At 67.7% G+C, this 25,066-nt stretch carries 23 protein-coding genes; 9 read left to right on the top strand and 14 right to left on the bottom strand.

Features of this window, described 5'->3' with window-relative positions; translation table 11 throughout:
* Positions 1-16 precede the first annotated feature (16 nt).
* The 4 genes from ABD05_RS29345 to ABD05_RS29330 all read left to right on the top strand — a co-directional run bounded on the left by ABD05_RS29345 (position 17) and on the right by ABD05_RS29330 (position 3,320).
* The gene (locus ABD05_RS29345; protein ID WP_034179677.1) at positions 17-409 is read left to right on the top strand and encodes a 5-carboxymethyl-2-hydroxymuconate Delta-isomerase; all 393 of its coding nucleotides are present in this window, start codon (positions 17-19) and stop codon (positions 407-409) included.
* 20 nt (positions 410-429) lie between these two features.
* Positions 430-1,233, top strand: coding sequence for a 2-oxo-hept-4-ene-1,7-dioate hydratase (hpaH, locus tag ABD05_RS29340; protein WP_047903435.1), 804 nt, complete (start codon positions 430-432; stop codon positions 1,231-1,233).
* A gap of 7 nt (positions 1,234-1,240) precedes the next feature.
* A complete protein-coding gene (gene hpaI / locus ABD05_RS29335; protein ID WP_047903434.1) occupies positions 1,241-2,047 on the top strand; it encodes a 4-hydroxy-2-oxoheptanedioate aldolase in 807 nt (268 codons plus the stop codon).
* A gap of 220 nt (positions 2,048-2,267) precedes the next feature.
* Complete coding sequence (locus ABD05_RS29330) at positions 2,268-3,320, top strand: RNA-guided endonuclease InsQ/TnpB family protein (protein ID WP_047903433.1); 1,053 nt, start codon at positions 2,268-2,270, stop codon at positions 3,318-3,320.
* Here the strand turns inward: ABD05_RS29330 and ABD05_RS29325 are convergent.
* Positions 3,317-4,099 carry an AraC family transcriptional regulator gene (locus ABD05_RS29325; protein WP_047903432.1) on the bottom strand — a complete coding sequence of 261 codons (783 nt, stop codon included), beginning with the start codon at positions 4,097-4,099 and terminating at the stop codon, positions 3,317-3,319. The genes ABD05_RS29330 and ABD05_RS29325 overlap by 4 nt on opposite strands.
* Positions 4,100-4,193: 94 nt before the next feature.
* Here ABD05_RS29325 and ABD05_RS29320 point away from each other — a divergent pair, with 94 nt between their 5' ends.
* Together ABD05_RS29320 and ABD05_RS29315 are read left to right on the top strand one after the other, a co-directional pair.
* The gene (locus tag ABD05_RS29320; RefSeq protein ID WP_047903431.1) at positions 4,194-4,445 is read left to right on the top strand and encodes a hypothetical protein; all 252 of its coding nucleotides are present in this window, start codon (positions 4,194-4,196) and stop codon (positions 4,443-4,445) included.
* Positions 4,446-4,491: 46 nt separating this feature from the next.
* A complete protein-coding gene (locus tag ABD05_RS29315) occupies positions 4,492-5,454 on the top strand; it encodes a quinone oxidoreductase family protein (protein ID WP_047903430.1) in 963 nt (320 codons plus the stop codon).
* 162 nt (positions 5,455-5,616) lie between these two features.
* Here ABD05_RS29315 and ABD05_RS29310 read toward each other — a convergent pair whose 3' ends face one another.
* The 5 genes from ABD05_RS29310 to pdxR all read right to left on the bottom strand — a co-directional run bounded on the left by ABD05_RS29310 (position 5,617) and on the right by pdxR (position 12,616).
* Positions 5,617-6,708 carry a porin gene (locus ABD05_RS29310; RefSeq protein ID WP_047903429.1) on the bottom strand — a complete coding sequence of 364 codons (1,092 nt, stop codon included), beginning with the start codon at positions 6,706-6,708 and terminating at the stop codon, positions 5,617-5,619.
* Positions 6,709-6,876: 168 nt separating this feature from the next.
* The gene (locus ABD05_RS29305) at positions 6,877-7,944 is read right to left on the bottom strand and encodes an ABC transporter ATP-binding protein (protein ID WP_047903428.1); all 1,068 of its coding nucleotides are present in this window, start codon (positions 7,942-7,944) and stop codon (positions 6,877-6,879) included.
* Positions 7,937-9,709, bottom strand: a complete 1,773-nt coding sequence (locus tag ABD05_RS29300; RefSeq protein ID WP_047903427.1) for an ABC transporter permease — start codon at positions 9,707-9,709, stop codon at positions 7,937-7,939. The genes ABD05_RS29305 and ABD05_RS29300 overlap by 8 nt, the downstream gene beginning before the upstream one ends.
* 100 nt (positions 9,710-9,809) lie before the next feature.
* Positions 9,810-10,910: an ABC transporter substrate-binding protein gene (locus ABD05_RS29295; protein WP_047903426.1), complete on the bottom strand. Its 1,101-nt coding sequence runs from the start codon at positions 10,908-10,910 to the stop codon at positions 9,810-9,812.
* A gap of 218 nt (positions 10,911-11,128) precedes the next feature.
* Entirely contained in the window at positions 11,129-12,616 is a 1,488-nt protein-coding gene (gene pdxR, locus ABD05_RS29290) for a MocR-like pyridoxine biosynthesis transcription factor PdxR (RefSeq protein WP_047903425.1), read from the bottom strand.
* Between the two features lie 111 nt (positions 12,617-12,727).
* Between pdxR and ABD05_RS29285 the strand changes: the two genes are divergently transcribed.
* The 3 genes from ABD05_RS29285 (at position 12,728) to ABD05_RS29275 (ending at position 16,240) form a co-directional block, all read left to right on the top strand.
* Positions 12,728-13,963, top strand: a complete 1,236-nt coding sequence (locus ABD05_RS29285) for a multidrug effflux MFS transporter (protein ID WP_047903424.1) — start codon at positions 12,728-12,730, stop codon at positions 13,961-13,963.
* A gap of 125 nt (positions 13,964-14,088) precedes the next feature.
* Complete coding sequence (locus tag ABD05_RS29280; protein ID WP_047903423.1) at positions 14,089-14,760, top strand: response regulator; 672 nt, start codon at positions 14,089-14,091, stop codon at positions 14,758-14,760.
* A 79-nt stretch (positions 14,761-14,839) separates the two neighbouring features.
* Complete coding sequence (locus tag ABD05_RS29275) at positions 14,840-16,240, top strand: sensor histidine kinase (protein WP_047903422.1); 1,401 nt, start codon at positions 14,840-14,842, stop codon at positions 16,238-16,240.
* A gap of 435 nt (positions 16,241-16,675) precedes the next feature.
* Here the strand turns inward: ABD05_RS29275 and ABD05_RS29270 are convergent, their stop codons facing one another.
* The 8 genes from ABD05_RS29270 to ABD05_RS29235 all read right to left on the bottom strand — a co-directional run bounded on the left by ABD05_RS29270 (position 16,676) and on the right by ABD05_RS29235 (position 24,822).
* On the bottom strand, positions 16,676-17,542 hold the full coding sequence (locus ABD05_RS29270) for an MOSC domain-containing protein (RefSeq protein WP_047903421.1): 867 nt from the start codon (positions 17,540-17,542) through the stop codon (positions 16,676-16,678).
* A 93-nt stretch (positions 17,543-17,635) separates the two neighbouring features.
* The gene (locus tag ABD05_RS29265; RefSeq protein WP_047903420.1) at positions 17,636-18,589 is read right to left on the bottom strand and encodes an ABC transporter substrate-binding protein; all 954 of its coding nucleotides are present in this window, start codon (positions 18,587-18,589) and stop codon (positions 17,636-17,638) included.
* Between the two features lie 37 nt (positions 18,590-18,626).
* Positions 18,627-19,817: a c-type cytochrome gene (locus ABD05_RS29260; protein ID WP_047903419.1), complete on the bottom strand. Its 1,191-nt coding sequence runs from the start codon at positions 19,815-19,817 to the stop codon at positions 18,627-18,629.
* A 50-nt stretch (positions 19,818-19,867) separates the two neighbouring features.
* A complete protein-coding gene (locus ABD05_RS29255) occupies positions 19,868-20,695 on the bottom strand; it encodes an ABC transporter ATP-binding protein (protein WP_047903418.1) in 828 nt (275 codons plus the stop codon).
* Positions 20,689-21,804 (bottom strand): ABC transporter permease, encoded by a 1,116-nt coding sequence (locus ABD05_RS29250; RefSeq protein ID WP_047903884.1) that lies wholly within the window; start codon positions 21,802-21,804, stop codon positions 20,689-20,691. Before ABD05_RS29250 ends, ABD05_RS29255 begins: the two co-directional genes overlap by 7 nt.
* A gap of 4 nt (positions 21,805-21,808) precedes the next feature.
* Complete coding sequence (locus ABD05_RS29245) at positions 21,809-22,843, bottom strand: ABC transporter substrate-binding protein (protein WP_047903417.1); 1,035 nt, start codon at positions 22,841-22,843, stop codon at positions 21,809-21,811.
* A 33-nt stretch (positions 22,844-22,876) separates the two neighbouring features.
* Positions 22,877-23,716: a class II aldolase/adducin family protein gene (locus ABD05_RS29240; protein WP_047903416.1), complete on the bottom strand. Its 840-nt coding sequence runs from the start codon at positions 23,714-23,716 to the stop codon at positions 22,877-22,879.
* A gap of 20 nt (positions 23,717-23,736) precedes the next feature.
* Complete coding sequence (locus ABD05_RS29235) at positions 23,737-24,822, bottom strand: LLM class flavin-dependent oxidoreductase (protein WP_047903415.1); 1,086 nt, start codon at positions 24,820-24,822, stop codon at positions 23,737-23,739.
* Positions 24,823-25,066 lie beyond the last annotated feature (244 nt).

Here is a 25,066-nt window from a genome sequence, read left to right as displayed (position 1 = left end):
CGACCGGAGATTTGCCATGCCCCACATCGTCGTCGAATACACCGCGAACATCCGCGACGACGCGCGCATCCCCGCGCTGCTGCGCACGATCAACGCCACGTTGATCGCGCAGGGCGGCGTGTTCCCGACCGGCGGCATCCGCTCGCGCGCGATCGAGCTGCAGGACTACTGCGTTGCCGACGGCACGGAGGACGACGCGTTCGTCCACGTGACGCTGAAGATCGGCTCGGGCCGCAGCGACGACACGAAGAAGGCCGCGTGCGACGCGCTGTTCGACGCGATCAAGGCGCATTTCGCCGAGCTGTACGCGAAACGCTATCTCGCGCTGTCGATGGAGCTGACCGAGTTCAGCGAAAGCGGCTCGTACAAGCACAACAACATCCACGCCCGCTACAAGCGGGCCGGCTGAACCCCATTCCCGACCCGACCATGCTCGAACCCGCCATCATCGACCAGCTCGCGCAGCGTCTGCACGACGCCGAGCGCGAGCGCAAGCAGATCCGCCAGATCTCGCTCGACCATCCCGACATCACGATCGACGACGCATATGCGATCCAGCGCGCGTGGGTGACCCTCAAGCTCGCGGAAGGCCGCACGCTGAAAGGACACAAGATCGGCCTCACGTCGAAGGCGATGCAGAACACGTCGCAGATCGACGAACCCGACTACGGCGCGCTGCTCGACGACATGTTCTTCGCGGATGGCGGCACGATCCCGACCGGCCGCTTCATCGTGCCGCGCGTCGAGGTGGAACTCGCGTTCGTGCTCGGCAAGCGGCTCTCGGGGCCGGACTGCACGATCTTCGACGTGTACGACGCAGTCGACTATGTGGTGCCCGCGCTCGAGATCATCGACGCGCGCAGCCAGTCGATCGACCCCGATACGAAACGGCCGCGCAAGGTGTTCGACACGATCGCCGACAACGCGGCGAACGCGGGTGTCGTGATCGGCGGGCGGCCGGTGACTCCGCACGACGTCGACCTGCGCTGGGTCGCGGCGATCATGTCGCGCAACGGCGTGGTCGAGGAAACGGGCGTCGCGGCCGGCGTGCTGAACCATCCGGCGAACGGCGTCGCGTGGCTCGCGAACCGGCTGTCGCGCTTCGACGTCGCGCTGGAACCCGGGCAGATCGTGCTCGGCGGCTCGTTCACGCGGCCGTGCGCGGCGCGGCCGGGTGATACGTTCAGTGTCGACTACGGCCCGCTCGGGACGATCCAGTGCTACTTCGAGTGAGCGAGCGATGCAGATTCCTTCGAATGTCTTCAAGGCCGCGCTCGCGCGCGGCGATGCGCAGATCGGGCTGTGGCTCGGCCTCGCGAATCCGTACAGTGCCGAAGTCGTCGCGGGCGCCGGTTTCGACTGGCTGCTGATCGACGGCGAGCACGCGCCGAACACGGTGCCGACGATCCTCGCGCAACTGCAGGCGATCGCGCCGTATCCGTCGCATCCGGTCGTGCGCGTGCCGTGGAACGATCCGGTGATCGTCAAGCAGGTGCTCGATCTCGGCGCGCAGACGCTGCTGGTGCCGATGGTGCAGAGCGCCGATGAGGCGCGCGCGGCCGTTGCCGCGACGCGTTACCCGCCGCACGGGATGCGCGGCGTCGGCAGCGCGCTGGCGCGCGCGTCGCGATGGAATCGCGTCGGCGACTACCTGCATCGAGCGAACGACGGGATGGCCGTGCTCGTGCAGGTCGAGACGCGTGCAGGGCTCGATGCGATCGACGCGATTGCGCGCGTCGAAGGCGTCGATGGCGTGTTCATCGGGCCGGCCGATCTGGCTGCCGATCTCGGGCATCTCGGCAATCCGGGGCACCCGGACGTGCAGGCCGCGATCGACGGCGCGATCCGGACGATCAAGGCAGCCGGCAAGGCGCCGGGCATGCTGAGTGCGGATGAAGCGGCGGCGCGGCGGTATCTGGAAGCAGGTGCGCTGTTCGTCGCGGTCGGGGTCGATACGACGCTGCTGGCGAGGAGTGCGGAGCGGCTCGCGGCGCAGTTCAAGGGGAAGGGCGGCGAGGCAGTGAAGAAGGGCGATGGCACGTATTGAAAGTCTGCGTGACCGTCAGAGAGGGTACTGACTGAATGCGCCGCACGTGCCTCTGTCTTCTGGCGTAGTCAGCATCACGAGATTCACCCACTGCACAATCGGGTTCATCGGGTTTTCTGAGAAACACGTCCATTTCCGTAAGGGCACTTTCTTCAGGACGCAGGGCGGTGAGGAAAGGAGCGCCGTTGACAGGCGTCATTCCAACGGTAGAGTGATTGTTATGATCATTGTCTACCGCTACCGAGTGAAGTCGCTCAACGGACTCCTGAACAAACAGAGCCGTGCGGTGAATTACGTCTGGAACTTCTGCAATGACACACAGAAGCACGCGCTCAAGTGGAGCAAGAAGTGGCCGACGGGCTTCGATCTGAACAGGCTTACGGCGGGAACTAGCAAAGAACTTGGCATCCACTCCGGCACGGTCAACGCAACGTGCGAGCAATACGCGAAGTCGCGCAGCCAGTGCCGACGTCCTTACCTGCGTTATCGCAGTAGGAAATCGCTCGGTTGGGTGCCGCTGAAGGGCCGTGACCTGAAGCGAGAAGGCGATGCGTTTCGCTTTGCCGGCAACACCTTTCGTGTGTTCAACAGCCGGCCGCTTCCCGAAGGGAAGATCAAAGACGGCACTAACTTTGCACGGGATGCGCGCGGCAACTGGTTTCTCAACATCGTGATTGAGATGCCTGATGTTCCAGCCCGACCGATCCGTTCCGGCGTCGGTATCGATCTCGGTCTGAAAGACTTCGCCACACTTTCGACCGGCGAGAAGGTGCCCAACGACCGGTTCAGCCTGCGCGCGGCCGAAAAGCTGGCGAAAGCCCAACGGGCGCGAAAGCACAAGCGCCATATCGCGAAACTGCATGCGAAGGTGGCGAATGCCCGCGCCGATTTCCAGCACAAGCTCGCGCTCGCCCTGGTGCGGCGCTTCGATTACCTCGCGGTCGGCAACGTTTCGGCCGTCGGTCTCACCAAAACCAGGATGGCGAAAAGCGTCAACGACGTATCCTGGTCGTCCTTCCGCCACAAGCTCCGTTACAAAGCGATAGCGCACGGAGCCACGTTCGAGGAAGTGGACGAAAGCGGTTCTACCCAGTCCTGTTCGGCGTGCGGGTCGAAAGACAGCACGACGCGGCCGAAAGGTATCGCGGGGCTGCGAATAAGAGAGTGGGCTTGCAGTGAATGTGGTGTCTTGCATGATCGTGATACCAACGCTGCGTTGAACATTCTCCGATGCGGACGTGCATCGCCAGTCGTGGGAATCACCTGCCTTTAGGCGGATGAGGACGTCAAATACCGCCCCGGCGTCGTCCCCAGCGCGCGCCGGAACATGTCGATGAACGCGCTCACGTTGTCGTACCCGAGATCGAGCGCGATCGTCGTCACCGACACGCCATCCGCGATTTTCTCCAGCGCACGCAGCAGCCTTGCCTGCTGACGCCATTGCGCGAACGTCAGCCCCGTCTCGGCGACGAAGCGGCGGCTCATCGTCCGTGCACTGATGCCGGCCCATTCGGCCCATTCCTCCAGCCGCCGGTTGTCCGCGAGGTTCGTGGCCAGCGCGTCGGTGATACGCACGAGCCGCGCGTCGCGCGGCCGCGCGAGACTCAGCGATTCGACTTTCGACGCGGCGATTTCGTCGAGGATCACGTCGGCGATCCGCGTCTGCGCGTCGTTCAGTTCCGCATCGTCCCAGCTTGCGGCGCGCTGCACGGCTTCGCGCAGCAGCGGCGACGCACGGATCGCGCGCGGCGTGTCCGGCAGCGCCGCGCAACGCGCTTCGGCGACGAACGCCGACCAGCCGGAAATCGGCCCGAACGAACGCAGCGAATGCCGGCAATGCGGCGGAATCCAGATCGCGTGGATCGCCGGCACGACCCAGTCCTGGTCGTCGAGACCGATCGTCAGCAACCCGCTCAGCGCGCCGACAAGCTGGCCGCGCGCATGCGCGTGCGGCGCGGTCACGCGCGGGTCGCGTTGCGACAGGACGGCGGCGACGACGAACGGGCCGTCGTCGGACGTGATGAATCGGGCGGGCAGGAGTGGATCGGACATGGCCGGATAGCGGTATCGAATGGCTGTTATACCGGAGATCGGCCGGTCTCGCACGCCTACACTGCGTCATCGATGACAACCGGAGTACGACGCGATGCGAGCCGAACAGATGCTTCCCGACCATGCCGACCGGATCGACGCCGGCGGAACGACGATCCGCAAGGGCACCATCGGTGCGTTTCTGGTCAACGCGCGTGTGCTGACCGATCCCGACGCCACGCCCGCCGACCGGGCACGCGCGGAAGCCGACACGATCGATGCGTTGCCCGCGCTGCGCGCGCTCGGCCTGTTCGACGTGCTGGAAGTGCGCGATCCCGCGCTGCGCGCGTGGCTCGATGCGCGCTGACGTCCGCCGGAACCGTCGATCGAGATCCCCGATTCAAGGAGTCACCATGAAAGCTGCAGTCGTGACGGGCGCCGGCGAGCGTCCCGTTCATATGGAATTCGAACCGCCGCGCGCGATGCCGGGCCACAGCCTGATCGACGTGACGGCGTCCGCGCTGAGCCGGATCGCGCAGGCGCGTGCGTCCGGCACGCATTATTCGTCGGACGGAGGTTATCCGCTCGTCGTTGGCGTCGACGGCGTCGGCCGCCGCGACGACGGGCAGCGCGTCTATTTCTTCGGCGTCCCCGCGCCGTTCGGCGCGATGGCCGAGCGCACGATCGCGCCCGACACGCAGTGCGTGCTGCTGCCGGACGGGCTCGACGACGTCACGGCCGCGGCGATCGCGATTCCCGGGATGTCGTCGTGGGCCGCGCTGACCGAACGCGCGCGGCTCGTCGCGGGCGAGACGGTGCTCGTCAACGGCGCGACGGGTACGTCGGGGCGGCTGGCGGTGCGGATTGCGAAGCATCTCGGCGCCGCGAAGGTGATTGCGACGGGCCGCAACGCGGCCGCGCTGCAGGCATTGCTGAATGCGGGCGCGGACGCCGTCGTGTCGCTACAGCAGGACGAAGCGCATCTGGCGCGTGCGCTGGAACCGCATTTCCGCGCCGGCGTGGACGTCGTGCTCGACTATCTGTGGGGTATCAGCGCGCAGACGCTGCTGGTTGCCGCGGCGAAGGCGACGCCCGATGGCCGCCGGTTGCGTTTCGTGCAGATCGGCTCGATCGGCGGCGCGGACGTGTTGCTGCCGGGCGCGGTGCTGCGCGCAACCGCAATCGAATTGATGGGCAGCGGCCTCGGCAGCGTGTCGCTGCCGCGCTTGCTGGATTCGGTGCGCGGCGTGTTCGACGCGGCCGGGCCGGCGCGGCTGACGATCGAGACGCGCATCGTGCCGCTGTCGTCTGTCGGCGAACACTGGGGCGATACAAGCAGTCTCGTGCGCCCGGTGTTCACGATGCGCGGCGACTGAGGCGACTGAGGCGACGACCGGGCCGCGGTGCACCGGATGCGGCGCGATGGATGTGCGGCGCGGGCTACAACCGTTCATTCGCCGCCGTGCCGCCGAGCGTTGGGCAAGGAAGGGCGGGCGGCCGAAGGCAAACAACCCCCGTCGCCACCCGCCGCATCAGGCTCAGAACCGTTGCTGAATCCCCGCCGTCACGCCGACCTGCGTCGTGCCGTACCCGTTGAAGTCGCGCGACACGCCGACCTTCTGGTCGTGCTTCGCGATCGCGAACGCGCCGGCCGCATACAGCACCGTGCGCTTCGACAGCGCGTAGTTCGCGCGCAGCGACACCAGCGTCGGATCGGCGTCCGTGCCGCCCTTGATGTTCTGGTGATAGACGGCCGCGATCAGCGAGAACGTCGGCGTGAACTGGTACGACCCGCCGACCCAATACATGTCGCTCAACTGGTTTGCCGCAGTGGTTCGGAACGTGCGTTTGTAATTGCGGTAACCCGCCATCGTCTTCAGGTTGCCGAAGTCGTAGCTCAGGCCCGCGTGGATGCCCTGGATGTAGTTGACCGTATCGGCCGGCGTGACGCTGTCGGCCGCGCCGTTCTGCCGGTCGAACGTGACCACCGCCGCGAACGGGCCTTTCTCGTAGCCGACCGCGAAATCGTATTTGGAGCTGGTCTTCACGCTGCCCGGCACGTTGCCGAAGCCGTACAGCGCGCCGAACTTGAAGCCGCTGAATTCGCCGTCGTAGCGCACCGCGTTCGACGAGCGCGTGAACATGCCGTCCTTGCGGCCGCCCGTCGCCGTCGACGCCGAGGCCCACGAGTAGTTCTGAGCGTAACCCATCGGGTCGAACGGCAGCATGTAGTCGTAGGTGACGGTGTAGTTGCGGCCGAGCGTCAGTTCGCCCCATTTGCTTTTCAGGCCGACCGTCGCGCGGCGCGCGAAGATCGAGTCGGGGCCGTCGTCGAGCGCGCCGTTCGCGAGGTCGATCCCGCTTTCGAGGCGGAACACGGCCTTCAGCCCGCCGCCGAGATCCTCGACGCCGCGCAGGCCCCAGCGCGACGTGTTCTTGTTGCCCGACTTCAGCTTGACCGCGCTGCCGCCCTCCGGCGCCGCGTGGCTCGTGTATTCGATGCCGGCGTCCATGATCCCGTACATCGTGACCGACGACTGCGCGTGCGCGGCGGGCGCGGCGATGCAGGCCGCGGCGGCCGATCCCGTGAGGACTACTGTGCGAATCGAACGTTCTGCACGTGACTTCATTGACGGTGTCTCCTTGGTTCTTGTGGGTTGGGTGAAACAGGTGCGGCGCGCAACGGGCCGCGGCGGACGCCGGAAGACGTCCGCCGGACCTGCAGGTCATCGCATGGCGCAATGCGCGCGATGTGCGCGACGTGCAGGCGCGGCGGCGCGCGGGCCGCCGCGATCGGGTCAGCCCGCTTTCGCGAACGCCCAGCAGTCGTTGGTCGGGAATTCGATCCAGTGCTTGCCGGCCGCGCGCGGCACGTGGCCGAACGCGCGCAGGCGCATGTCGCCGCAATGGAACAGGTATTCCCAGCGGTCGCCGAGATACATCGACGTGACGAGGTCGGCCTGCAGCCGGTTCGCGCCCGGGCCGTCGGTGACCTGCACGCGTTCGAGGCGGATCACGGCTTGCGCGTCCTGGCCCGGCGCGAGCGTGTCGCGTGCCATCGCGCGGATTTCCCAGCCGTCGCCGGCGAGCGTCACGCATTCGCCGTCGATCGCGGCGACTCGCGCGTCGATCCGGTTGTTGCTGCCCATGAACTCGGCCGTGTACAGCGAGCGCGGCGCGCCGTACAGCTCGGCCGGCGTGCCTTCCTGCTCGATGCGGCCGTTGCGCAGCAGCAGGATGCGGTCGGACATCGCCATCGCTTCGGTCTGGTCGTGCGTCACGCACAGCGCCGACAGCCCGAGCGACACGATCAGCTCGCGCAGCCACGCACGCGCTTCCTCGCGCAGCTTCGCGTCGAGGTTCGACAGCGGCTCGTCGAGCAGGATCACCGGCGGGTTGTAGACGAGCGCGCGTGCGATCGCGACGCGCTGCTGCTGGCCGCCCGACAACTGATGCGGAAAGCGTTCCGCGAGATGGCCGAGGCCGAGCTGGTCGAGCGCGCTTTGCACGCGGCGTTTCTGTTCGGCAGGCGCGACGCGGCGCAGCTTCAGCCCGTAGCCGACGTTGTCGGCGACGGTGCGGTGCGGCCACAGTGCGTACGACTGGAACACGAGGCCGAGCGAGCGCTGCTCGACGGGCAGGTCGACGCGCTTCGCGCCGTCGAAGAACACGCGGTCGTCGAGCTGGATGCGGCCGTCGGACGGCTGTTCGAGGCCGGCCACCGCGCGCAGCAGCGTGGTCTTGCCGCTGCCCGATGCGCCGAGCAGGCACACGACTTCGCCGGCCTTCAGTTCGAACGACACGCCCTTGAGGATCGGATTGGCGCCGTAGCTGAGATGCAGGTCGTCGACGATGAGCTTATCCATGAAGTTTCACTCCGAAACGCAGGGCCACGCCGAGACCGGCGCCGACCATCGCGATGTTGATGACAGAAAGCGCGGCGACCTGGTCGACGGCGCCGGTCGCCCACAGCGACACGAGCAGCGCGCCGATCACTTCGGTGCCGGGCGACAGCAGGTAGACGGCCGTCGAGTATTCGCGCTCGAAGATCATGAAGATCAGCAGCCACGCGGCGAGCAGGCCGAAGCGCACGAGCGGCAGCGTCACGTCGAGCGATACGCGGCTGCGCGTCGCGCCGACGCTGCGGCCGGCTTCCTCGAGCTCGGGGCCGACCTGCAGCAGCGCACTCTGGATCAACCGCATCCCGTACGCGAGCCACACGACCGTGTACGCGATCCAGATGCTCCACATCGAGTTCTTCAGCTCGCGCAGGCCGGGGACGAACAGGAAGATCCACAGGAACGCGAGACCGGCGAGCAGGCCGGGCACCGCACGCGGCAGCAGCACCAGATAGTCGAGCAGTTTGGTCGCCCAGTCGGGGCGGCGGTGGCCGGCGAATGCGACGAGCGAGTAGAAGCCGACCGCGAGTGCGCCGCCGATCACGCCGATGCCGAGCGTGTTGACGATCGCGCGCACCAGGTTGTCCTGCTCGAACAGCTCGATGAAGTTCGACAGCGTCAGCACTTCGGCGAGCGCGACGCCTTCGCCCCAGTTGGTCACGAACGCGCGCAGCACGATGCCCGAGATCGGCACGATCACGGTCAGCATCAGCCACAGCGCGACGATCGCGAGCGCAACCCAGCGCCACACGCCGAGCGGCAGCACCGTCGCGCGACCGGCCTTGCCCTTCACCGTGACGAAGCGGTTCGCCGTTTTCAGCAGGCGGCGCTGCAGCAGCACGAGCGGGAACGTGATCGCGACGATGCACACCGCGACCGCGGCCATCAGGTGGTACGACGGCACGCCGAGCTTGTTGGTCAGCTTGTACAGGTAGGTCGCGAGTACGAGGTGGCCTTCCGGATCGCCGAGCACGAGCGGCAGCCCGAACACTTCGAAGCCGAGGAAGAACACGAGCACGCCGGCGAACAGCAGCGCGGGCATCGTCATCGGCAGGCTCACGTCGAGCGCGACGCGGAACGGGCGGGCGCCCGTCACGCGCGCGGCTTCCTCGACGTCCGAGCCGAGGTTGCGCAGCGCGGCCGACGAATACAGATACACGTGCGGCACGTGCGTGAGGCCGACGATCACCGTGATCGCGAAGATCGAGTACACGTTCCAGGGCACGCTTTGCACCCCGAACAGTTCCTTGAACCACACCGAGTAGAAGCCGACCGGGCCGGCCGCGACCACGTAGCCGAACGCGAGCACCATCGGCGACACGAACACGGGCGTGAGCAGCAGCGGTTCGAGCCAGCGGCGGCCGGGCAGGTCGGTGCGCACCATCAGGAACGCGAGGATGCCGCCGAGCGGAATCGAGATGAACAGCATCCCGCCGGCGATGATGAACGAGTTCTTCACGGCCGACCAGAAGTCGGGATCGCTGAAGATGAAGCGGAAACCTTCGATGCCGAGCGTCTTGTTCGCATCGAAGAACGGCGCGGACAGCAGGCTCTGGAACAGGATGAAGCCGAGCGGCAGCGCGACCGCGATGGTCAGTACCGCGACGACGATCCAGCGCAGCATGCCGGCGAGCGGCTGCAGGCTGTTGACCGGCAGCGCGGGAATCGCGTCGCGCTGGCCGGTGGCGGGCGCAACGGCCGGCGCCGTTCCGCGTGTGCTGGTTGAAAGCATGAGTTCGCCCCTGCGGCCATCCGGATGGCCGCCTCTAGGAAATCGGTAAGGGGAAGGGGCCGCCCGCGCCAGGTGCGGCGGGCGGCCGGCAATCAGCGGATCAGCGCTTGATCGACTGCTGCCATTGCTTCAGGAAAGCCAGGCGCTTCGACTGGTCGAGATAGACGAGCAGGCCGGTGCCGATCTGGATCGGCTTCAGCGAATCGCCGAGCTCCTTCGACAGGCTCGCGGCCGACGTTTCGCCCGTGACGTCCGCGCGGATCGCGTACAGGTTCGCCTGGTTCGCGATCAGCGTCTGGCCGCGCTTCGACAGCAGGTAGTCGACCCACAGCTTCGCGGCGTTCGGGTTCTTCGCCTTCTTCGAGACCGTCGCGAGGCGGCTCACGACCTGCGTGTAGTCCTTCGGGAACACATAGCCGATCGACTTGTCCTTCTTCGCCTTTGCATACGCATACGAACCGATGATGTTGTAGCCGATCAGGTTCTCGCCCGACGAGATCCGCTCCATCATCGCGCCCGTGCTCGACTGCAGCTTCGGGCCGGTCGCGCCGATCGCCTTCACGAGTTCCCACGTGACCTTCTCGTTCACGTGCGCGTCCTGCGTCAGGTAGTTGAAGCCGACGCCCGATTTCTCGATGTCGTAGGTCGTGACCTTGCCCTTGAACTTGTCACCCGGCGTGGTGAGCAGCTTGATCAGGTCGGCGCGCGTCGTCGGCACTTCGTTCTCGGGGATCAGGCGCTTGTTGTAGACGATCGCGAGCGGCTCGAACGTCGTGCCGTACGCCTGCTTCTGGTATTGCGACCATTGCGGCAGGTTCGGGCTTTCGGGCGAATCGTAGGACGCCATCAGGCCGTCGTTGACGAGCTTGACCTGCAGGTCCATCGCCGAGCTCCACAGCACGTCGGCGCTGGTGCTGCTCGCCGCGTTCTCGCTGATGTAGCGGTTGTACAGCTCGGTGCTGTTCATGTCGTTGTACTCGACCTTGACGCCGTACAGGCTTTCGAAGTCCTTGATCAGCGGGCGCACGAGGCCCGTGTCGGTCGTCGAGTAGACGATCAGCTTGCCTTCCTTCTTCGCGGCGTCGATCACGCCCTGGTAGTTACCCGGATACCCGGCCGGAACCTGCGCGACGGCGCTGCCGGCGGCAGTGCCCAGGACGATCGCCAGCGCGGCGGCGAGGTGCTTCGGTGCAAACGGCATGTCTTCCTCCAGTTACGCATAGATGTTGTTCGAGTGACGCGGATGTTAATTGCGGGGCACTTTCAGCCTGCTTTCATTTCCGTTCACAATCGCGTCCTTTGTGTCATGGATTTCCCGAGGTCGAAACGACGGTGGCCGCGGTTTTAGCGGCGCGCGGCTCGGTTTGAAAAGGGAAGGAAGCGGGTTGCAGCCGAACGCGGCAACGATGGCAAAGGCGGCTATGCGGATTGCGCCAGCAGCTTTCCGAGGATCCGGCCGCCATGCCGCGCATGCGCGGTCGTCAGTGCCGAATACCCGACGACGACGCCCGCTTCGCAGTCGGCGCTTCGACAGAATCCGCGGATCGTCTGCAACGCGACGCCGGCCGCGTGGGCCTGCGCGACGTACGATGCGTCGTCCGTCCCGGGCGGCAGCCACAGCACGAAATGAAATCCCGCGTGCTCGCCGGACACCGTGTACCGCCCGCCGGCGTGTTTCGCGAGCTGGTCGAGCACGATGTCGCGCCGCTGGCGGTACGCGTGGCGGCTGGCGCGCAGGTGCTTCGCAAAATCGCCGTGCGCGATGAAGCGGGCCAGCGCAAGCTGGGGCGCCACGCCGACCGAGCGCGCGGTCGCGTGCCACACGGCCGACAGCATCGGCTGCAGTTCCGCCGGCACGACCATGAAGCCGATGCGCAGCCCCGAGAACAACGTCTTGTTGAACGAGCCGCAGTAGATCACGCGATCGCATGCGTCGAGCGATTTCAGCGCGGGCAGCGGGGCGGTCTGGTAACTGAATTCGCCGTCGTAGTCGTCTTCGATGATCCACGCGCGGTTGCGCTGTGCCCAGTCGAGCAGTTCGAGCCGGCGCGACACCGACATCGTGACGCCGAGCGGCGCCTGATGGGCGGGCGTCACGTAGGCCGCGCGCGCATCGGGGTGGCGATCAAGCGTCGCCGTGTCGATCCCTTCCCGATCGACCGGTACGTCGATCACGGTCGCGCCCGCGATCGTGAAAATCTGCCAGGCCGACGCATAACCGGGATCTTCCATCAGCACTGTCGAGCCGGGCGCGAGCAGCGTTCGCGCGACGAGATCGATCGAATGCCGGATGCCGGTCGTGATGAAGATGTCGCCGGCGTCGCACGGAATGCCGCGGTATTCCCGCAGGTAGGCGGCGATTTCAGCGCGAAGGCCTTCGACGCCTTGCGACGGTGTCGCCCCGAGGTCGTTCGCCGTCGCGGCAAGCAGGCTTGCGCCGAGCGCCTTCTTCCATTGCTGCATCGGCATCAGGCCGGGATCGGCGAGCCGCGCGACGAACGGGACGCCCGGGCGCACGCCATGTTCCGGCGCAGCCGCATCCGTCGTGCCCGCCGACGCGCGGGGCGTGTCGGGGCGGTGGATGGTGCCGTCGCGCGACTGGGCAGCCGCGCGCAGAAAGCTGTCCGGCACCACCGCGCAGACCCGCGACCCGGAGCCGCGCGTGCGTGCGATGTAGCCCTCGGAGCACAGCAGGTCGTACGCCGCTTCGACGGTTCCTCTCGCGACACCCCAGCGCGCGGCAAGGGTCCGGCTGGACGGCAGCGGGCTGTCGCCGGGAAGCAGGCGCTTCAGGATCGCGTCGCGAATCGCGTCGGCAATGCACGCCTGCTTCGACTGCGGGCTGCCGGTCGACAGCCCGGAAGGGCACGGCAGATCAAGCGGAATCGCGGCTTTGCCTCGCGGCATAGTGGTCCAGTCGATGTTCGATTTAATGGTCCTTCAGCTTATATCACTTTCCCCTTAGATTGCTGTCGACCACACCAACCACATCCATTCGACCGGAGACGAACTCACCGCATGAAGACGCGTTCCTTGCCCCAGTGGGGCTGGCTGTTCCTGTTGATGCTCGTCGTGTGCCTGCCGCGGGTCACGATCGATGCATACCTGCCGTCGCTGCCTGCGATGGCGGACGCGCTGCACGGCACCGATGCCCAGTTGCAGCTCACGCTGACCCTCTACATGGTCGGCTATGCGCTGTCGATGCTGGTGTCGGGGCCGTTGTCCGATCGGTACGGCCGCCGTCCGGTACTCGTCGGCGGCCTGTGCGTCTACGCGATCGCGAGCGTTGCGTGCGCGCTGTCGACCAGCATCCCGGCGATCATCGCCGCACGCATCTTCCAGGCGCTGGGCGGTTGCAGCGGGACGGTGATCGGGCGCGTCATCGTGCGCGAGCGTTTTCCGACCGCGATGCAGGCCACGATGCTCGGTCGTATCTCGGCCGGCATGGCGCTGTCGCCGGTGATTGCGCCGCTGGCCGGCAGCGCGGTCGCCGAGTGGCTCGGCTGGCGCGGCGTGTTCGGATGGCTGGCGACGGGCGGGCTCGTCGCGACGGCGATGGTGCTGCGCTACCTGCCCGAGACCCGCGAATACGATGCGCGGCCGACGCTCGGCCCCGGGCTCCTGCGGACCTATGCCGGCCTGCTGCGCGAGCGCCGCTTCCTGCGCTACTCGCTGGCCATCAGCTTCGCTTACTGCACGTACTATCCGTTCATCGCGGAATCGTCGACGCTGTTCCAGCGGCAAATGGGCGTGTCCGGCCCGGTCTATGCGGCGATCTTCGGCCTGACGGTGCTCGGCTACCTGATCGGTTCGAGCGTGTTCGCGCGGACCAGCGGCCGCTGGAAAGCCGATTCGGTCATCGTGGCGGCGGCAGCCGTCAATCTGGCCGGCGCCATCGCGCTGTGGGGCTGCGGTGCGATCGCCCCCACGGCGGTAGCGGCCCTCGTCGTGCCGATGTTCGTCGTGATGATCGCCGTCGGGATCGCGATTCCGGCCTGTCAGTTTGCGGTGATGCAGCCGTACCCGAAGATCGCCGGCACGGCGTCCGGGCTCTTCTTCTTTATCCAGATGGCGATCACGGCCGCGTGCGGCGGCGTGCTGGCGTGGCTGTCGGACGGCACCGCCCGCCCGATGATTGCCGTCACGGTCGGCGCGAGCGCCGCGTTCCTGGCGGTGGTCGCCGGTCTTCGCGAGCGGCGCGTGACCGACGGTCCGCGCTTCGCGACGGGGAGCCGTCCCGCTGCCGAGCGATGAGCGGCGGTCGGCCGGAACAGGCGACGCGGGTTCGCAGGGGCGGCGCAACCGGTGTTTCCGCGAGGCGTCGACATGGAAAGGATCATGTAATGTAGCGGCCTGTCGCTGACCTTACCGGAATCCCCATGCGTGTGCTGCTCGTCGAAGACAATCCGAACCTGGCGCAGTCGCTGAACGACGCGCTGAGCGCCGCGCGCTTCGCGGTCGATCACATGGCGGATGGCGAGGCGGCGGACCACGTGCTGCGCACGCAGGATTACGCGCTGGTGATCCTCGATCTCGGGCTGCCGAAGCTCGACGGGCTGGAGGTGCTGCGGCGGCTGCGCGCGCGCCGCAATCCGGTGCCGGTGCTGATCCTCACCGCGCACGGGTCGGTCGAGGACCGCGTGAAGGGGCTCGATCTCGGCGCCGACGACTATCTCGCGAAGCCGTTCGAGCTGACCGAGCTGGAGGCGCGCGCCCGCGCGCTGATCCGGCGCAGCCTCGGCCACGAGCATTCGCGCGTCGAATGCGGACCGCTTTCGTACGACAGTATCGACCGCAGCTTCCACCTCGCGGGCGAACCGCTGTCGCTCACGCCGCGCGAGCGCTCGGTGCTCGAGGTGCTGATCCTGCGCAACGGCCGCGCGATCAACAAGGAAACGCTGTCGGAGAAGATCTTCGGGCTCGACGAGTCGGTCAACGCCGATGCGATCGAGATCTACGTGTACCGGCTGCGGAAGAAGCTCGAGAACACGGGCGTCGCGATCGTCACGCTGCGCGGGCTCGGGTATTTGCTCGAAGCGAAGGCGGTATGAGTTACGACCCCCACGCTCACTTTTGTTCGCTGCCCCCCAAGGGGGCGCATGGCTTCCTTGGGGCGGCCCGGCGGGAGCCATGGTAACCCGCCCGGACCTGCGCACGCAGGTCGCGCTGTGGCTGCTGCTGCCGCTGCTCGGCCTGCTCGCACTCGACTCGTGGCTCACGTACCAGCGCGCGATGAGCGCCGCGCACGTCGCGTTCGACCGCACGCTGTCGTCGTCGCTGAAGTCCATTCGCGAAGGCGTGCGGCTCAACGACGGCGAGATCGAGGTCGACCTGCCGTATCTCGCGCTCGAAATGCTCGAATCGAGCGACGGCGGCAAGATCTACTACCTGATCCGCGAGGACAACGGCCACACGATCACCGGCTACCCGGACCTGCCGTTGCCGCAGGAGCGCGACGCGGGCGACGGCGCGCTGTTCGTCACGCGCTACTACGACGTCGTCTATCGCGGCGAGCAGTTGCGGATGGCCGCGCTGCGCATCCCGGTGCACGACGTGCCGACCGCGCAGTCGCGCATCGTCTGGGTGATGGTCGGCGAGACGATCGAGGCGCGCCAGGCGCTCGCGCGCGAGATCCTGGTCGGCTCGCTGCTGCAGGAAGGGCTGCTCGTCGTGCTCGCGCTCGGGATCGTGTGGCTCGGCGTCGGGCGCGGGCTGCGGCCGCTGAACCGGCTGTCGGCGACGGTCGCCGCGCGCAGCGAGGACGACACGACGCCGCTCGACACCGGCGCGATGCCGAGCGAGCTAACGCCGCTCGTCGATTCGATCAACCAGTACATCGGCCGCACGCAGCGGATGCAGGTCGCGCGGCGCCGCTTCTTCGCCGATGCGGCCCATCAGTTGAAGACCCCGCTCGCAGCCGTGCAGGCCGGTGTCGAGCTTGCGCTGCGGCCCGACGAGCAGCCGCGCGTGAACGGTCACCTGCGGCGCGCGAACGGTGCGGTGCGGCAGGCGGCGAAGATCGTCCAGCAACTGCTGTCGCTGTCCCGGCTCGATTCGGACAGCGGCCATGCGGTCGCGCACAAGCCGGTCGCGCTGCACCGGCTCGCGCGCAGCGTGACGCTCGACTGGTCGCCCGTCGCACGCGCGCGCGACATCGATCTCGGCTTCGAGCACGAGGCCGACGTCGACGTGCATGGGCAGCCCGATTTGCTCGGCGAGATGATCGGCAACCTGATCGACAACGCGATTCGTTATGCGGGCGACCGCGCGGTGATCACGGTGCGCGTGTCGCGCGACGGCGAGCATGCACGGCTCGACGTGATCGACAACGGGCCGGGCATTCCGGCGGACGAGCGCGACGCGGTGTTCGAACGCTTCCATCGCGGCAGCAAGACGCAGACGGTCGAAGGGACGGGGCTCGGGCTGTCGATCGTGCGGGAGATTGCGCGCGTGCATCAGGGCAGGGTGACGCTGGCCGATGCGGGCGGCGGCGGGCTGGTCGTCACGGTGGCGCTGCCGATCAGCCTTTAGAAACACGTTTCGGAATGTGTTTCCCGGGATACGGTGGATATGCGGAGGGCCGGTGATTATCCGCGCCATTATGCGCAATCGCGAGATTGGATAAAATCGAGGCGTTCAATAATGGAATTGAATGTTTTTATAGCCGCGTGACATGCTGCTATTTATAACAGCTACAAAATCCAATTATCCGGCTCCGGTGCTGGATCTGTCTTCCCTGATTCCGCAGGGTTCGAAAACCGGAACGGCCAACTATACGAGCGTCGATCCCCAAAATCCGGAAGAAAAGATCTCGGTGAGCGACGCAAGGATTACGGAATTGTGATTCCGGAAGAAATCAATCGGCGCATTGTCTGAAATCGAATCCGGTGGCGCATTGCGGTAAACGATCGCATGCGCCGCCTTCTGATTCAGCGTCTTGCGCCACGCATGCGGGTTCGCGATTTTCTAATCGCCGAACCCGATCTCCGCTTCGACCGACTGCCCGATTTCGAGCCACGCGCCTGCGCCTTCGACGACGATCGCGTTGATGCCGAACGTCAGCGCGCCGTCGAAGGTCGGGTTCGCGCGATAGGTCTGCATCGTGTCGGTCGGTTCGTGCGGCCATTCCGGGTCGGGTGCGCCGGTAACCTGGTCGATCGTCGGCATCGGGCAGCGCGTGCACAGCTTCACGAGGCGCAGCCGCACCGGCGTCGCGCCGTCGGTGTCGAGGTGTTCGACGAAATCCTCTTCGTATGCATCGAGATCCGACACGACGATGTTCGGGCGGAAGCGGTTCATCGGGATTGCCGGCGCGCCTTTCGCGACGAGCCGCGCGTTCAGGTCGTCGAGCGACGACTGGCCGATCACGAGCAGCGGATAGGCGTCCGCGAACTGCGTGTGCGTATCGATCTCGCCGGTCCAATTGTGGTCACAGCCGCGGCGCGCGTCGGCCCCGAAGCGCGCGAGCTTGGTGGGCACGCCGAGATATTCGGTGAGCCAGGCGGCCGTTTCGGCGCCCGTGTCGATCGCATCGACCGTGTCGCGCCAGACGGTCGCGGCCATTTTCGGCGTGGCGGGCGATACATCGCCGTCGAGCGGCGTGCGGATCTCGCGCATGCCCGGCGCGTTCAGCACGAGTGCATCGCTGTCGAGTGCGGTGCGGATCAGCGCGAGGCGCGGGTGCGTGCGCTGCGTGATCATCTGTCCGTCCGGATCGGTGATCAGCCAGTGGCGGTCGTAGGCGAGGCCCGTTTCGAGCAGTTGCGCGCGCGGCAGCGCGATGCCGGCGCAGGATTTGATCGGGTAGACGAAAAGTTCGCTGATGGCTGGCATGGCGCTGGCTTCGAATGACGTGGATGGTCGAAGCGCGATTGTGCCAGATCGTGCCGAAGCCGTTCGGGCGCTTGCGTACCGCCGCGCGGCCCGTCATGCGAGCGGGAAGCCTCCGTCGAAGGTCGTGCGCACGTCGAGCGGCTGGCGCAGCAGCCCGGCCTTCAGATAGAAGTCGGCCGTGCGCTGCTGTTCGGCGATCACCGTCGCATCGAGCGGCAGCCAGCGCGTGTTGCGGCGCTCGAACTGCAGCTTCGCGGCTGCCGGCGGAATGCCGATGATGCGCGCGAGCGCCGCGGAATACGCGTCGACATGCCGGTACGACCATGCCTGCGCGCGCACCACGCGCCGCAGGAAGTCGTGCAGCACGTCGCGCTTGGACGCGATCGCCGCGTCGGTCGCCGCGAGATAGCTGAGGCCCGACCACAGCCCGCGGCCGTTGACGAGCACGCGCGCGCGGCCGCTCGTTTCGGCGAGCGCGGTGTAGGGCTCCCACGTCGCCCATGCGTCGATCGATCCGGTCGCGAGCGCGAGCATCGTGTCGGCCGGCGGCAGGAAGCGGAACGACACGGCATCGGGCGGCAGGCCGGCCGCGTCGAGCGCCTTCAACGTGACGAAATGGCCGATCGAGCCGCGCGTGGTGCCGATGCGCTTGCCCTTCAGGTCGGCCGCGCCTTTCAGCGCTGCGTCGGGCCGCACAAGCACGGCCGTGCCGTACGGATCGGAACGGTTCGCGCCGATTACCTTGATGCGCGCACCCGATGCGAGCGCGAAGATCACCGGCGCATCGCCGATCGGCCCGCAATCGACGGCGGCCGCGTTCAGCGCTTCGGCGAGCGGCGCGGCGGCCGGGAACTCGGTCCACGCGATGTCGTATGCGAGGCCGTTCAGTTCGCCGGCCGCTTCGAGCAGCGCGCGCAGCCCGCCTTTCTGGTCGCCGGCGCGCAGCAGCGGCCGTGCGCCCGATTGCGCGCGCAGCGCGGCCGGGGCCGCGGCGATCGTGGCGAGGGCACTCGCCTGGGCGAGGAAATGGCGTCGGGTCGGATTCATCGTGAAGTTCGGTCGATCGAAAGAGAGGTTCGGGAATTCAGTGCGGGAGCCCGCCCTGCACGTCGCGCACGGGTTCCGCGTCGACGCGCAGCAGCAGCGCGGTCAGCGGGTCGCCGTTCGCGGCGGCGGCAGCAGCGGCGGCCGGCCGTGCGGCGGCATCGGAACGGCACAGCAGGTCGGCATCCGACCAGCCGGCGCTGCCCGGCAACGCGCGCGCCCGCAGCCAGCCGCGCCGATCGGCGAGCAGTTGCGTGCCGCCGAGCGCGTCGGGCGCGACGCCGGCAATCGTCGCGAACGCGAGCCATGCATCGGGCGTCGACGCAAAGCAGTTCGCACGCGTGCCGGATGCCGGCGGCACGGACGCGCCGCGCGCGGTGACGAGCAAGGTTTGCCAGCGTGCGTCTTCCGGCGGTGGCACGGCGCCCGGCGCGAGCGCGACGATGCGCACGCGCTGGCCTTCGCGCCAGCGATCGAGCGGTTGCGGCACGGCGCTGCCGCAGCGCACGTCGAGCGCCGGCAGAGGAACAGGCACGGGCCACGCGCCTTCCGCCCGCGCGCCGCTGCCTGCAGAGAGCGCTTTCAGGTAGTCGAGCACGGCCCACGTGTCCTGCGGGCCGAGCGTCGCGGCAAAGCCGGGCATCGTCGGTGCGCCGTGTTCGTCGCGCGTGCCGTGGCGCACACGCCAGAACAGTTCGCCGTCGAGGCGACGCGCGAGCAGCGAGCCGGCAAAGGTCGGCGGCCAGTGCGTGAGCGTGCCCGCGAGCGGCCCTTCGCCGCGGCCGTCCGCGCCGTGGCAGGCCGCGCAGTGTTGCGCATACAGGTGTGCGCCGCGTATCACGTTCGATACCGAAAAAGGCGCGGGATCGCGCTGGAAACTCGTCGGCACGGCAGGCGCGAGCCACAGCGACGACGGCGGCCACGGTGCGAACCATGCGATGACGAGCGCGGCGATCGAGGATGCGAAACGCCACTTTCGCGAAGCGAGCGCGACGAAGCCGAGCGTTACGGCCAGCGCCGTCGCCGCACCGGCAAATGCGAGTTGCCGCGTGAGTCCCGCGTCGATGCGCAGCGTTTCGAGCGCGATCCGGTGCGCCCACGGCCACGCAGCCTGACTGTCGGCGTCGCCGGTCAGGCCGACCGCATGCAGCACGCGCGCCAATGCGATTTGCGCGCGATACAGCAGTTGCAGGAAGGCGAGCGCCCAATCGGAGAACGGCGGTGCATTCATCGCACACGTCTTTGCCGCGCGGCGGCCAATCGTCGAACGGCACCCTGCATCTACCAGCTCGCATCGAGCCCGAGATGCCGCAGCGCGTCGTGGCGCAGTTCGGCGAGGCGCGGATCGCCGCGATGGCGCGGGTAGGGCAGGTCGACGTGCAATTCGGCGACGATCCGTGCCGGACGCGGCCCGAACACGATCACGCGCTGTGCGAGGAACAGCGCCTCCTCGACATCGTGCGTGACGAGCAGCGCGGAAAACCCGTCGCGTTGCCACAGCGCGGTCAGCTCGGCCTGCATCGTGAGCCGCGTCAGCGAATCGAGCTTGCCGAGCGGCTCGTCGAGAATCAGCAGGCGCGGATCGTTGACGAGCGCGCGAGCAAGTGCGACGCGCTGCGCCATCCCGCCGGACAGTTGATGCGGGAACACGTTCGAGAATTCCTGCAGCCCGACGCGTTCGAGCGCATCGTCGACGCGATGCTGCGCGGCCCGCGCCACGCCGCGCGCTTCGAGGCCGAGCGCGACGTTCGCGCGCACGCGTCGCCACGGGTACAGCGTCGGGTCCTGGAACACGACGATGCGCGACGGATCGGGTTGCTCGATCGGCACGCCATCCTGCGCGATCGTGCCTTGCCGCGCGGCGTCGAGGCCCGCGACGAGGCGCAGCAGCGTCGATTTCCCGCAGCCGCTCGGGCCGAGCAGCGCGACGAATTCGCCGGCCGCGACCGACAGCGTCACGTCGTCGAGCACCGGCAGCGGGCCGCCGGGGCCGTCGAACGCATGGCTCACGCGGCGGATATCGATGCGCGCGCCGCGCGGCGCCGTGATGGTGGACGAAGCGGCGGGCGAAGCGGCAACGGACGGTTCGAGTACGGCGGCGCTTACCATTTGACGGTTCCTTTCTGCCACGCGAGCGCGCGGTCGCGCACCGCGAACAGCAGCGCGATCAGCCCGGAAAACAGCAGCGCCATCACGATCAGCGCCGCATACATGTTCACGTACGATGCCCAGCCCTGCGCCCAGCTCAGGTACCAGCCGAGCCCCGACTTGACGCCCATCATCTCGGCGACGACCAGCACCGTGAACGACGCGCTCAGCCCCATGAAGATGCCGACGAACACGTGCGGCAACGCGGCCGGAATCGCGACGCGCAGCACGAGGAAGCGCGCGTTCGCACCGAGCGTGCGCGCGACGTCGTAGTACTGCCGGTTGACGCTCGCCACGCCCGACCATGTCAGCACGGCGACCGGGAAGCCGGTCGACAGCGCGATCAGGAACGCGGCGGCCGAATAGCTCGACGGGAAGAAGTAGAACGTGAGCGGCAGCAGTGCGGTGGCCGGCACGGGGCCGAGCACGCGCAGCACCGGATGCACCCAGTAGCCGATGCGGCGCGACCAGCCGATCGATACGCCGACGGCGAAGCCGACCGCGACGCCGTACGCAAAGCCGAGCGCGAGCAGCTTCAGCGTGTTGCCGGCGCTGCCGAGCAGGCGCGGCCAGTCGTCGATGTAGACCTCGATCAGCGCCTGCGGCGGTGCGAAGAACGGCGTCGGCAGCCAGCCGGTTTTCGCGGTGACGATTTCCCACGCGGCGAGCACGAGCGGCAGCGCGACGAGCCACGGGCCGGCCGGACGCACGCGCGCGAGCCGCGTGCGCGTGGCGGGGACGAGATGGCCGAGCGTCGCGACGACGAGCAGCAACGTGGCGATCGACCACGCGGCCGTGCCGAACGTGTCCGTGTACGCCCAGTCGGTGAAGCCGACGACGCGGTTCGGCCACAGTTGCGTGAGCGCGCCGAGCGCGGCCCACGCGAGTGCGGCGACGATGCCGGTCGGCCAGGTGCGTGCGCGGCGGGCTTCGGCCGCGAGCGTGGCTTCGCAGGCCGTGCAGGCGATGCGAGCGGATGCAGTGGACGCAGTGGATGCAGTGGACACATTGGCGCCGCCGGCCGGTGCCGATGCGGTGCGTGCGGGGGACGCGTGTTCGATCGTCGACATCGCGTCACCCCAGCACATTCGCATAGACCTGCTGCGCGAAGCGCTGCGGGTCCGTGCTTTTCTTCAGCACGCTGATGCGGCGGAAATCGTCCGCATAGAACGCGATCTCCTGCTGCAGGTCGACGTTGGTCGGGTGATGCGTGTAGGTGAGCGTCGCGTACAGCTTGCGCAGGTCGTCGGGGCTGATCTTCGGCGAATACTTCGCGAACACCTTCGCGGCTTCGTTCGGGTTGTCGTGCGTGAACTCGGTCGCCTGCACGATCGAACGCGCGAGCGCGGCGGCCGCCGGCCGGTCGTTGCGCACGAGGTCGCCGCGCGCGCCGATCACGCAGCACACCTTGCGCGCGTATTCGCCGGACAGGTTGGTCGCGAGTTCCGTATACGCGCCGTTGCTGCGTTTTTCGAGCAGGAAGAGGTTCGGGTCGCCGTCGGCGATCGCGTGGATCTCGCCCTTGTCGACCGCGACGCCGAGCAGGTCGGCCGGGTACTGCCGCCACGTGATGTCGCGTTCGGGATCGATGCCGTTCTTCGCGAGCAGGATCGAGAAGAAATGCTTGCCGGGCGCGGCGAGATCGCTGACGCCGACCGTCTTGCCCTTCAGCGCCTGCAGCGTCGTGACGCCGGCCGCCTTCGCGCCGACCAGCCGCACGCAGCCGCCGTGCGAACTGCCGATGATCTTCACGTCGAAGCCGGCTTCGAGCGGCTTCAGCCAGCGGTGGATCATCCCGACCGCCGCATCGGCCTTGCCGGTCGCGATCGATTCGAGCAACTGGTCGGTCGACCCGCTGTAGTTGATCAGGTCGACCTTCAGGCCGTTCTTCTCGAAGAAGCCGCGCTCCTGCGCGACGACGATCGGCGTCAGGCAGAACGCGTTCTGGTTCCACGCGAACGTGAGCTTCTTCAGCGGCGGCGCGGACCATGCGTTGCGGCCGAGCGTGATCGCCGGCGCGGCGAGCGCGGCGGCGCCGGCCGCGCGCAGCAGCCGGCGGCGTTTGTCATCATGTGCGGCGGCCGGCGCGGGTGCAGTGGGTTGGGTCATGGTGGTCTGGTCTCCGGTCTTGCGGAAGGGCGCTCAGTCGAGCAGGTCGGGTTCGTCGGCAACGACGCGCGCGAACAGGCTGTCGAACGCATGCAGTGCGCCGTCGGGGCCGCCGATCTGGCTATGCGTATGGCGCGCCGTCGCATGATCGATCGGCTGCGGCGTGCCGGCCGCTTCGGCCAGCAACTGCGTGTGCGCGACGTTGTCGAGCGCGATGTACCACCACGCGGCGGCCTCGACGGTCGGGCCGGCCGTCAGGATTCCGTGGTTCTTCAGGATCGCGCCCTTGTGCGTGCCGCCGTCCGGCTTCTCGAGCGCGTGCGCGATCCGCGTGCCTTCGCTCGTGTCGACGACCATCCCCGTGAAGTCGTCGAACAGCGCGTGATCCTCGTAGAACACGCACGCATCCTGCGTGAGCGGATCGAGCGGGCGGCCGAGCGTCGACCACGCCTTGCCGTAGGTCGAATGCGTATGCGCGGCGGCGACGACGTGCGGATGGGCTTCGTGGATCGCCGCATGGATCGCGAACGCGGCCTTGTTCAGCGGCCGCGTGCCGATCGCGGTTTCGCCGCGCGCGTTGACGAGCAGCAGGTCGGACACCTTGATCTGCGAGAAATGCACGCCGAGCGGATTCACCCAGAAATGGTCGGGCAGTTCCGGATCGCGCGCGGTGATGTGGCCGGCGAGCCCGGACGCGAAACCGTAGCGCGCGAACAGGCGGAACGCGGCCGCGAGCCGCTCCTGCCGGTGGCGGCGTTCGGCGGCGACGTCGATGCGCGGCGCGGGCGCGTCGAACCAGAAATGCTGGCGCGGTGCTTCGGCGAGCACGAGGCCCGATGCGGTACGGACGGGCGTGTCGAGGACGGCGGACATGGCGTGCAACTCCGTTGGCGTCATGCGGCGCGGCGCGCCGCGTCGCGTGCGGCGACGGCGCTGCGCACGCGCGGAATCAGTTCGCGGCCGTAGTCGATCGCGTCTTCCAGCGGATCGAAGCCGCGGATCAGGAACGTCGTCACGCCGAGGTCGTAGTAGTCGAGCAGCGCATCGGCGACCTGTTCGGGAGTACCGACGAGCGCCGTCGAGTTCGAGCGCGCACCGGTGAGCTTCGCAATTTCGGTCCACAGCCGCTTGTCGACGCGCGAGCCGCGTTCGGCCGCGGCGAGCAGGCGGCGCGCGCCTTCGCTCTGCTGCGGGCCGCCTGCGCCGAGGCCGGATGCTTCGCGCAGCCGGCGCGTTTCGTCGAGGATGCGATGCGCGCGCGCCCACGCTTCGTCCTCGGTCGCGGCGAGGATCGGGCGAAACGATACGGAGAAACGCACTTGCCGGCCGTGTTGCGCGGCTTCGGCGCGCACGCGCGTCGTCAGGTCGCGCACCTGGTCGAGCGATTCGCCCCACAGCGCGTAGACGTCTGCGTGCTTGCCGGCCACCGCGAGCGCGGCCTCCGATGCGCCGCCGAAGTAGATCGGCACATGCGGCTGCTGGAACGGTTTCACTTCCGAAAAACCCTGCTTGAAGCGGTAATGTGCGCCGTCGTGATCGAACGGCTGCGCTTCGGTCCAGATCCGCCGCAGGATGCCGAGGTATTCGTCGGTGCGCGCATAACGCGCGTCGTGGTCGAGGAAATCGCCATCGCGCTGCTGCTCGCTGTCCGAGCCGCCGGAGATGAAGTGCACGGCGAGCCGGCCGCGGCTGAACTGGTCGAGCGTCGCGATCTGCCGCGCGGCCAGCGTCGGCGCGGTGAAGCCCGGGCGATGCGCGAGCATGAAATGGATGCGCTCGGTCGCGGCGGCCGCGAACGCGATCGTCAGCGTTGCCGACGGGCCGGTCGAGTGATGCGGCACGAGGATCCGGTCGAAGCCGGCCGTTTCGTGAGCGCGCGCAAAGTCGCGCACATAGTCGGGATCGACCACGGGGCCGGACGGCGGGTGGATCTCCGACTGCTTCTGGCTCTGGATCATGCCGATGAATTCGACGCTCATCTGGGTCTCCGGTGCAGGGACGTCCCGGCGCACGGCCGGGCAGGAATGGAGCGCAGGTTAACGCCGGGATCATGCGGAATGGAAATAATCAATCCCGATTTGAATATCAGATTTGCATGGTTTGGGTGGGTGGGCACTGCGCATACGCTGTGGGCTCACGAACGATCGGGCGGGTGCGCGTTCAACACGTTGAACTTCGCCGACTTCACGCGAAACTGCGCCGTGTGGCGATCGATCTCCGCTA

This window comes from Burkholderia pyrrocinia (assembly GCF_001028665.1).
Lineage (GTDB): Bacteria > Pseudomonadota > Gammaproteobacteria > Burkholderiales > Burkholderiaceae > Burkholderia > Burkholderia pyrrocinia.
Note: the sequence above shows the minus strand (reverse complement) of the source record. Positions and strands in the feature narration are given on the sequence as shown.

What these genes read in the sequence shown, in the direction of transcription:
- ABD05_RS29345 (WP_034179677.1), top strand. Translation starts at nt 17, where the DNA reads ATGCCCCACATCGTCGTCGAATACACCGCGAACATCCGCGACGACGCG.
- hpaH (WP_047903435.1), top strand. Translation starts at nt 430, where the DNA reads ATGCTCGAACCCGCCATCATCGACCAGCTCGCGCAGCGTCTGCACGAC.
- hpaI (WP_047903434.1), top strand. Translation starts at nt 1,241, where the DNA reads ATGCAGATTCCTTCGAATGTCTTCAAGGCCGCGCTCGCGCGCGGCGAT.
- ABD05_RS29330 (WP_047903433.1), top strand. Translation starts at nt 2,268, where the DNA reads ATGATCATTGTCTACCGCTACCGAGTGAAGTCGCTCAACGGACTCCTG.
- ABD05_RS29325 (WP_047903432.1), bottom strand. Translation starts at nt 4,099, where the DNA reads ATGTCCGATCCACTCCTGCCCGCCCGATTCATCACGTCCGACGACGGC.
- ABD05_RS29320 (WP_047903431.1), top strand. Translation starts at nt 4,194, where the DNA reads ATGCGAGCCGAACAGATGCTTCCCGACCATGCCGACCGGATCGACGCC.
- ABD05_RS29315 (WP_047903430.1), top strand. Translation starts at nt 4,492, where the DNA reads ATGAAAGCTGCAGTCGTGACGGGCGCCGGCGAGCGTCCCGTTCATATG.
- ABD05_RS29310 (WP_047903429.1), bottom strand. Translation starts at nt 6,708, where the DNA reads ATGAAGTCACGTGCAGAACGTTCGATTCGCACAGTAGTCCTCACGGGA.
- ABD05_RS29305 (WP_047903428.1), bottom strand. Translation starts at nt 7,944, where the DNA reads ATGGATAAGCTCATCGTCGACGACCTGCATCTCAGCTACGGCGCCAAT.
- ABD05_RS29300 (WP_047903427.1), bottom strand. Translation starts at nt 9,709, where the DNA reads ATGCTTTCAACCAGCACACGCGGAACGGCGCCGGCCGTTGCGCCCGCC.
- ABD05_RS29295 (WP_047903426.1), bottom strand. Translation starts at nt 10,910, where the DNA reads ATGCCGTTTGCACCGAAGCACCTCGCCGCCGCGCTGGCGATCGTCCTG.
- pdxR (WP_047903425.1), bottom strand. Translation starts at nt 12,616, where the DNA reads ATGCCGCGAGGCAAAGCCGCGATTCCGCTTGATCTGCCGTGCCCTTCC.
- ABD05_RS29285 (WP_047903424.1), top strand. Translation starts at nt 12,728, where the DNA reads ATGAAGACGCGTTCCTTGCCCCAGTGGGGCTGGCTGTTCCTGTTGATG.
- ABD05_RS29280 (WP_047903423.1), top strand. Translation starts at nt 14,089, where the DNA reads ATGCGTGTGCTGCTCGTCGAAGACAATCCGAACCTGGCGCAGTCGCTG.
- ABD05_RS29275 (WP_047903422.1), top strand. Translation starts at nt 14,840, where the DNA reads ATGGTAACCCGCCCGGACCTGCGCACGCAGGTCGCGCTGTGGCTGCTG.
- ABD05_RS29270 (WP_047903421.1), bottom strand. Translation starts at nt 17,542, where the DNA reads ATGCCAGCCATCAGCGAACTTTTCGTCTACCCGATCAAATCCTGCGCC.
- ABD05_RS29265 (WP_047903420.1), bottom strand. Translation starts at nt 18,589, where the DNA reads ATGAATCCGACCCGACGCCATTTCCTCGCCCAGGCGAGTGCCCTCGCC.
- ABD05_RS29260 (WP_047903419.1), bottom strand. Translation starts at nt 19,817, where the DNA reads ATGAATGCACCGCCGTTCTCCGATTGGGCGCTCGCCTTCCTGCAACTG.
- ABD05_RS29255 (WP_047903418.1), bottom strand. Translation starts at nt 20,695, where the DNA reads ATGGTAAGCGCCGCCGTACTCGAACCGTCCGTTGCCGCTTCGCCCGCC.
- ABD05_RS29250 (WP_047903884.1), bottom strand. Translation starts at nt 21,804, where the DNA reads ATGTCGACGATCGAACACGCGTCCCCCGCACGCACCGCATCGGCACCG.
- ABD05_RS29245 (WP_047903417.1), bottom strand. Translation starts at nt 22,843, where the DNA reads ATGACCCAACCCACTGCACCCGCGCCGGCCGCCGCACATGATGACAAA.
- ABD05_RS29240 (WP_047903416.1), bottom strand. Translation starts at nt 23,716, where the DNA reads ATGTCCGCCGTCCTCGACACGCCCGTCCGTACCGCATCGGGCCTCGTG.
- ABD05_RS29235 (WP_047903415.1), bottom strand. Translation starts at nt 24,822, where the DNA reads ATGAGCGTCGAATTCATCGGCATGATCCAGAGCCAGAAGCAGTCGGAG.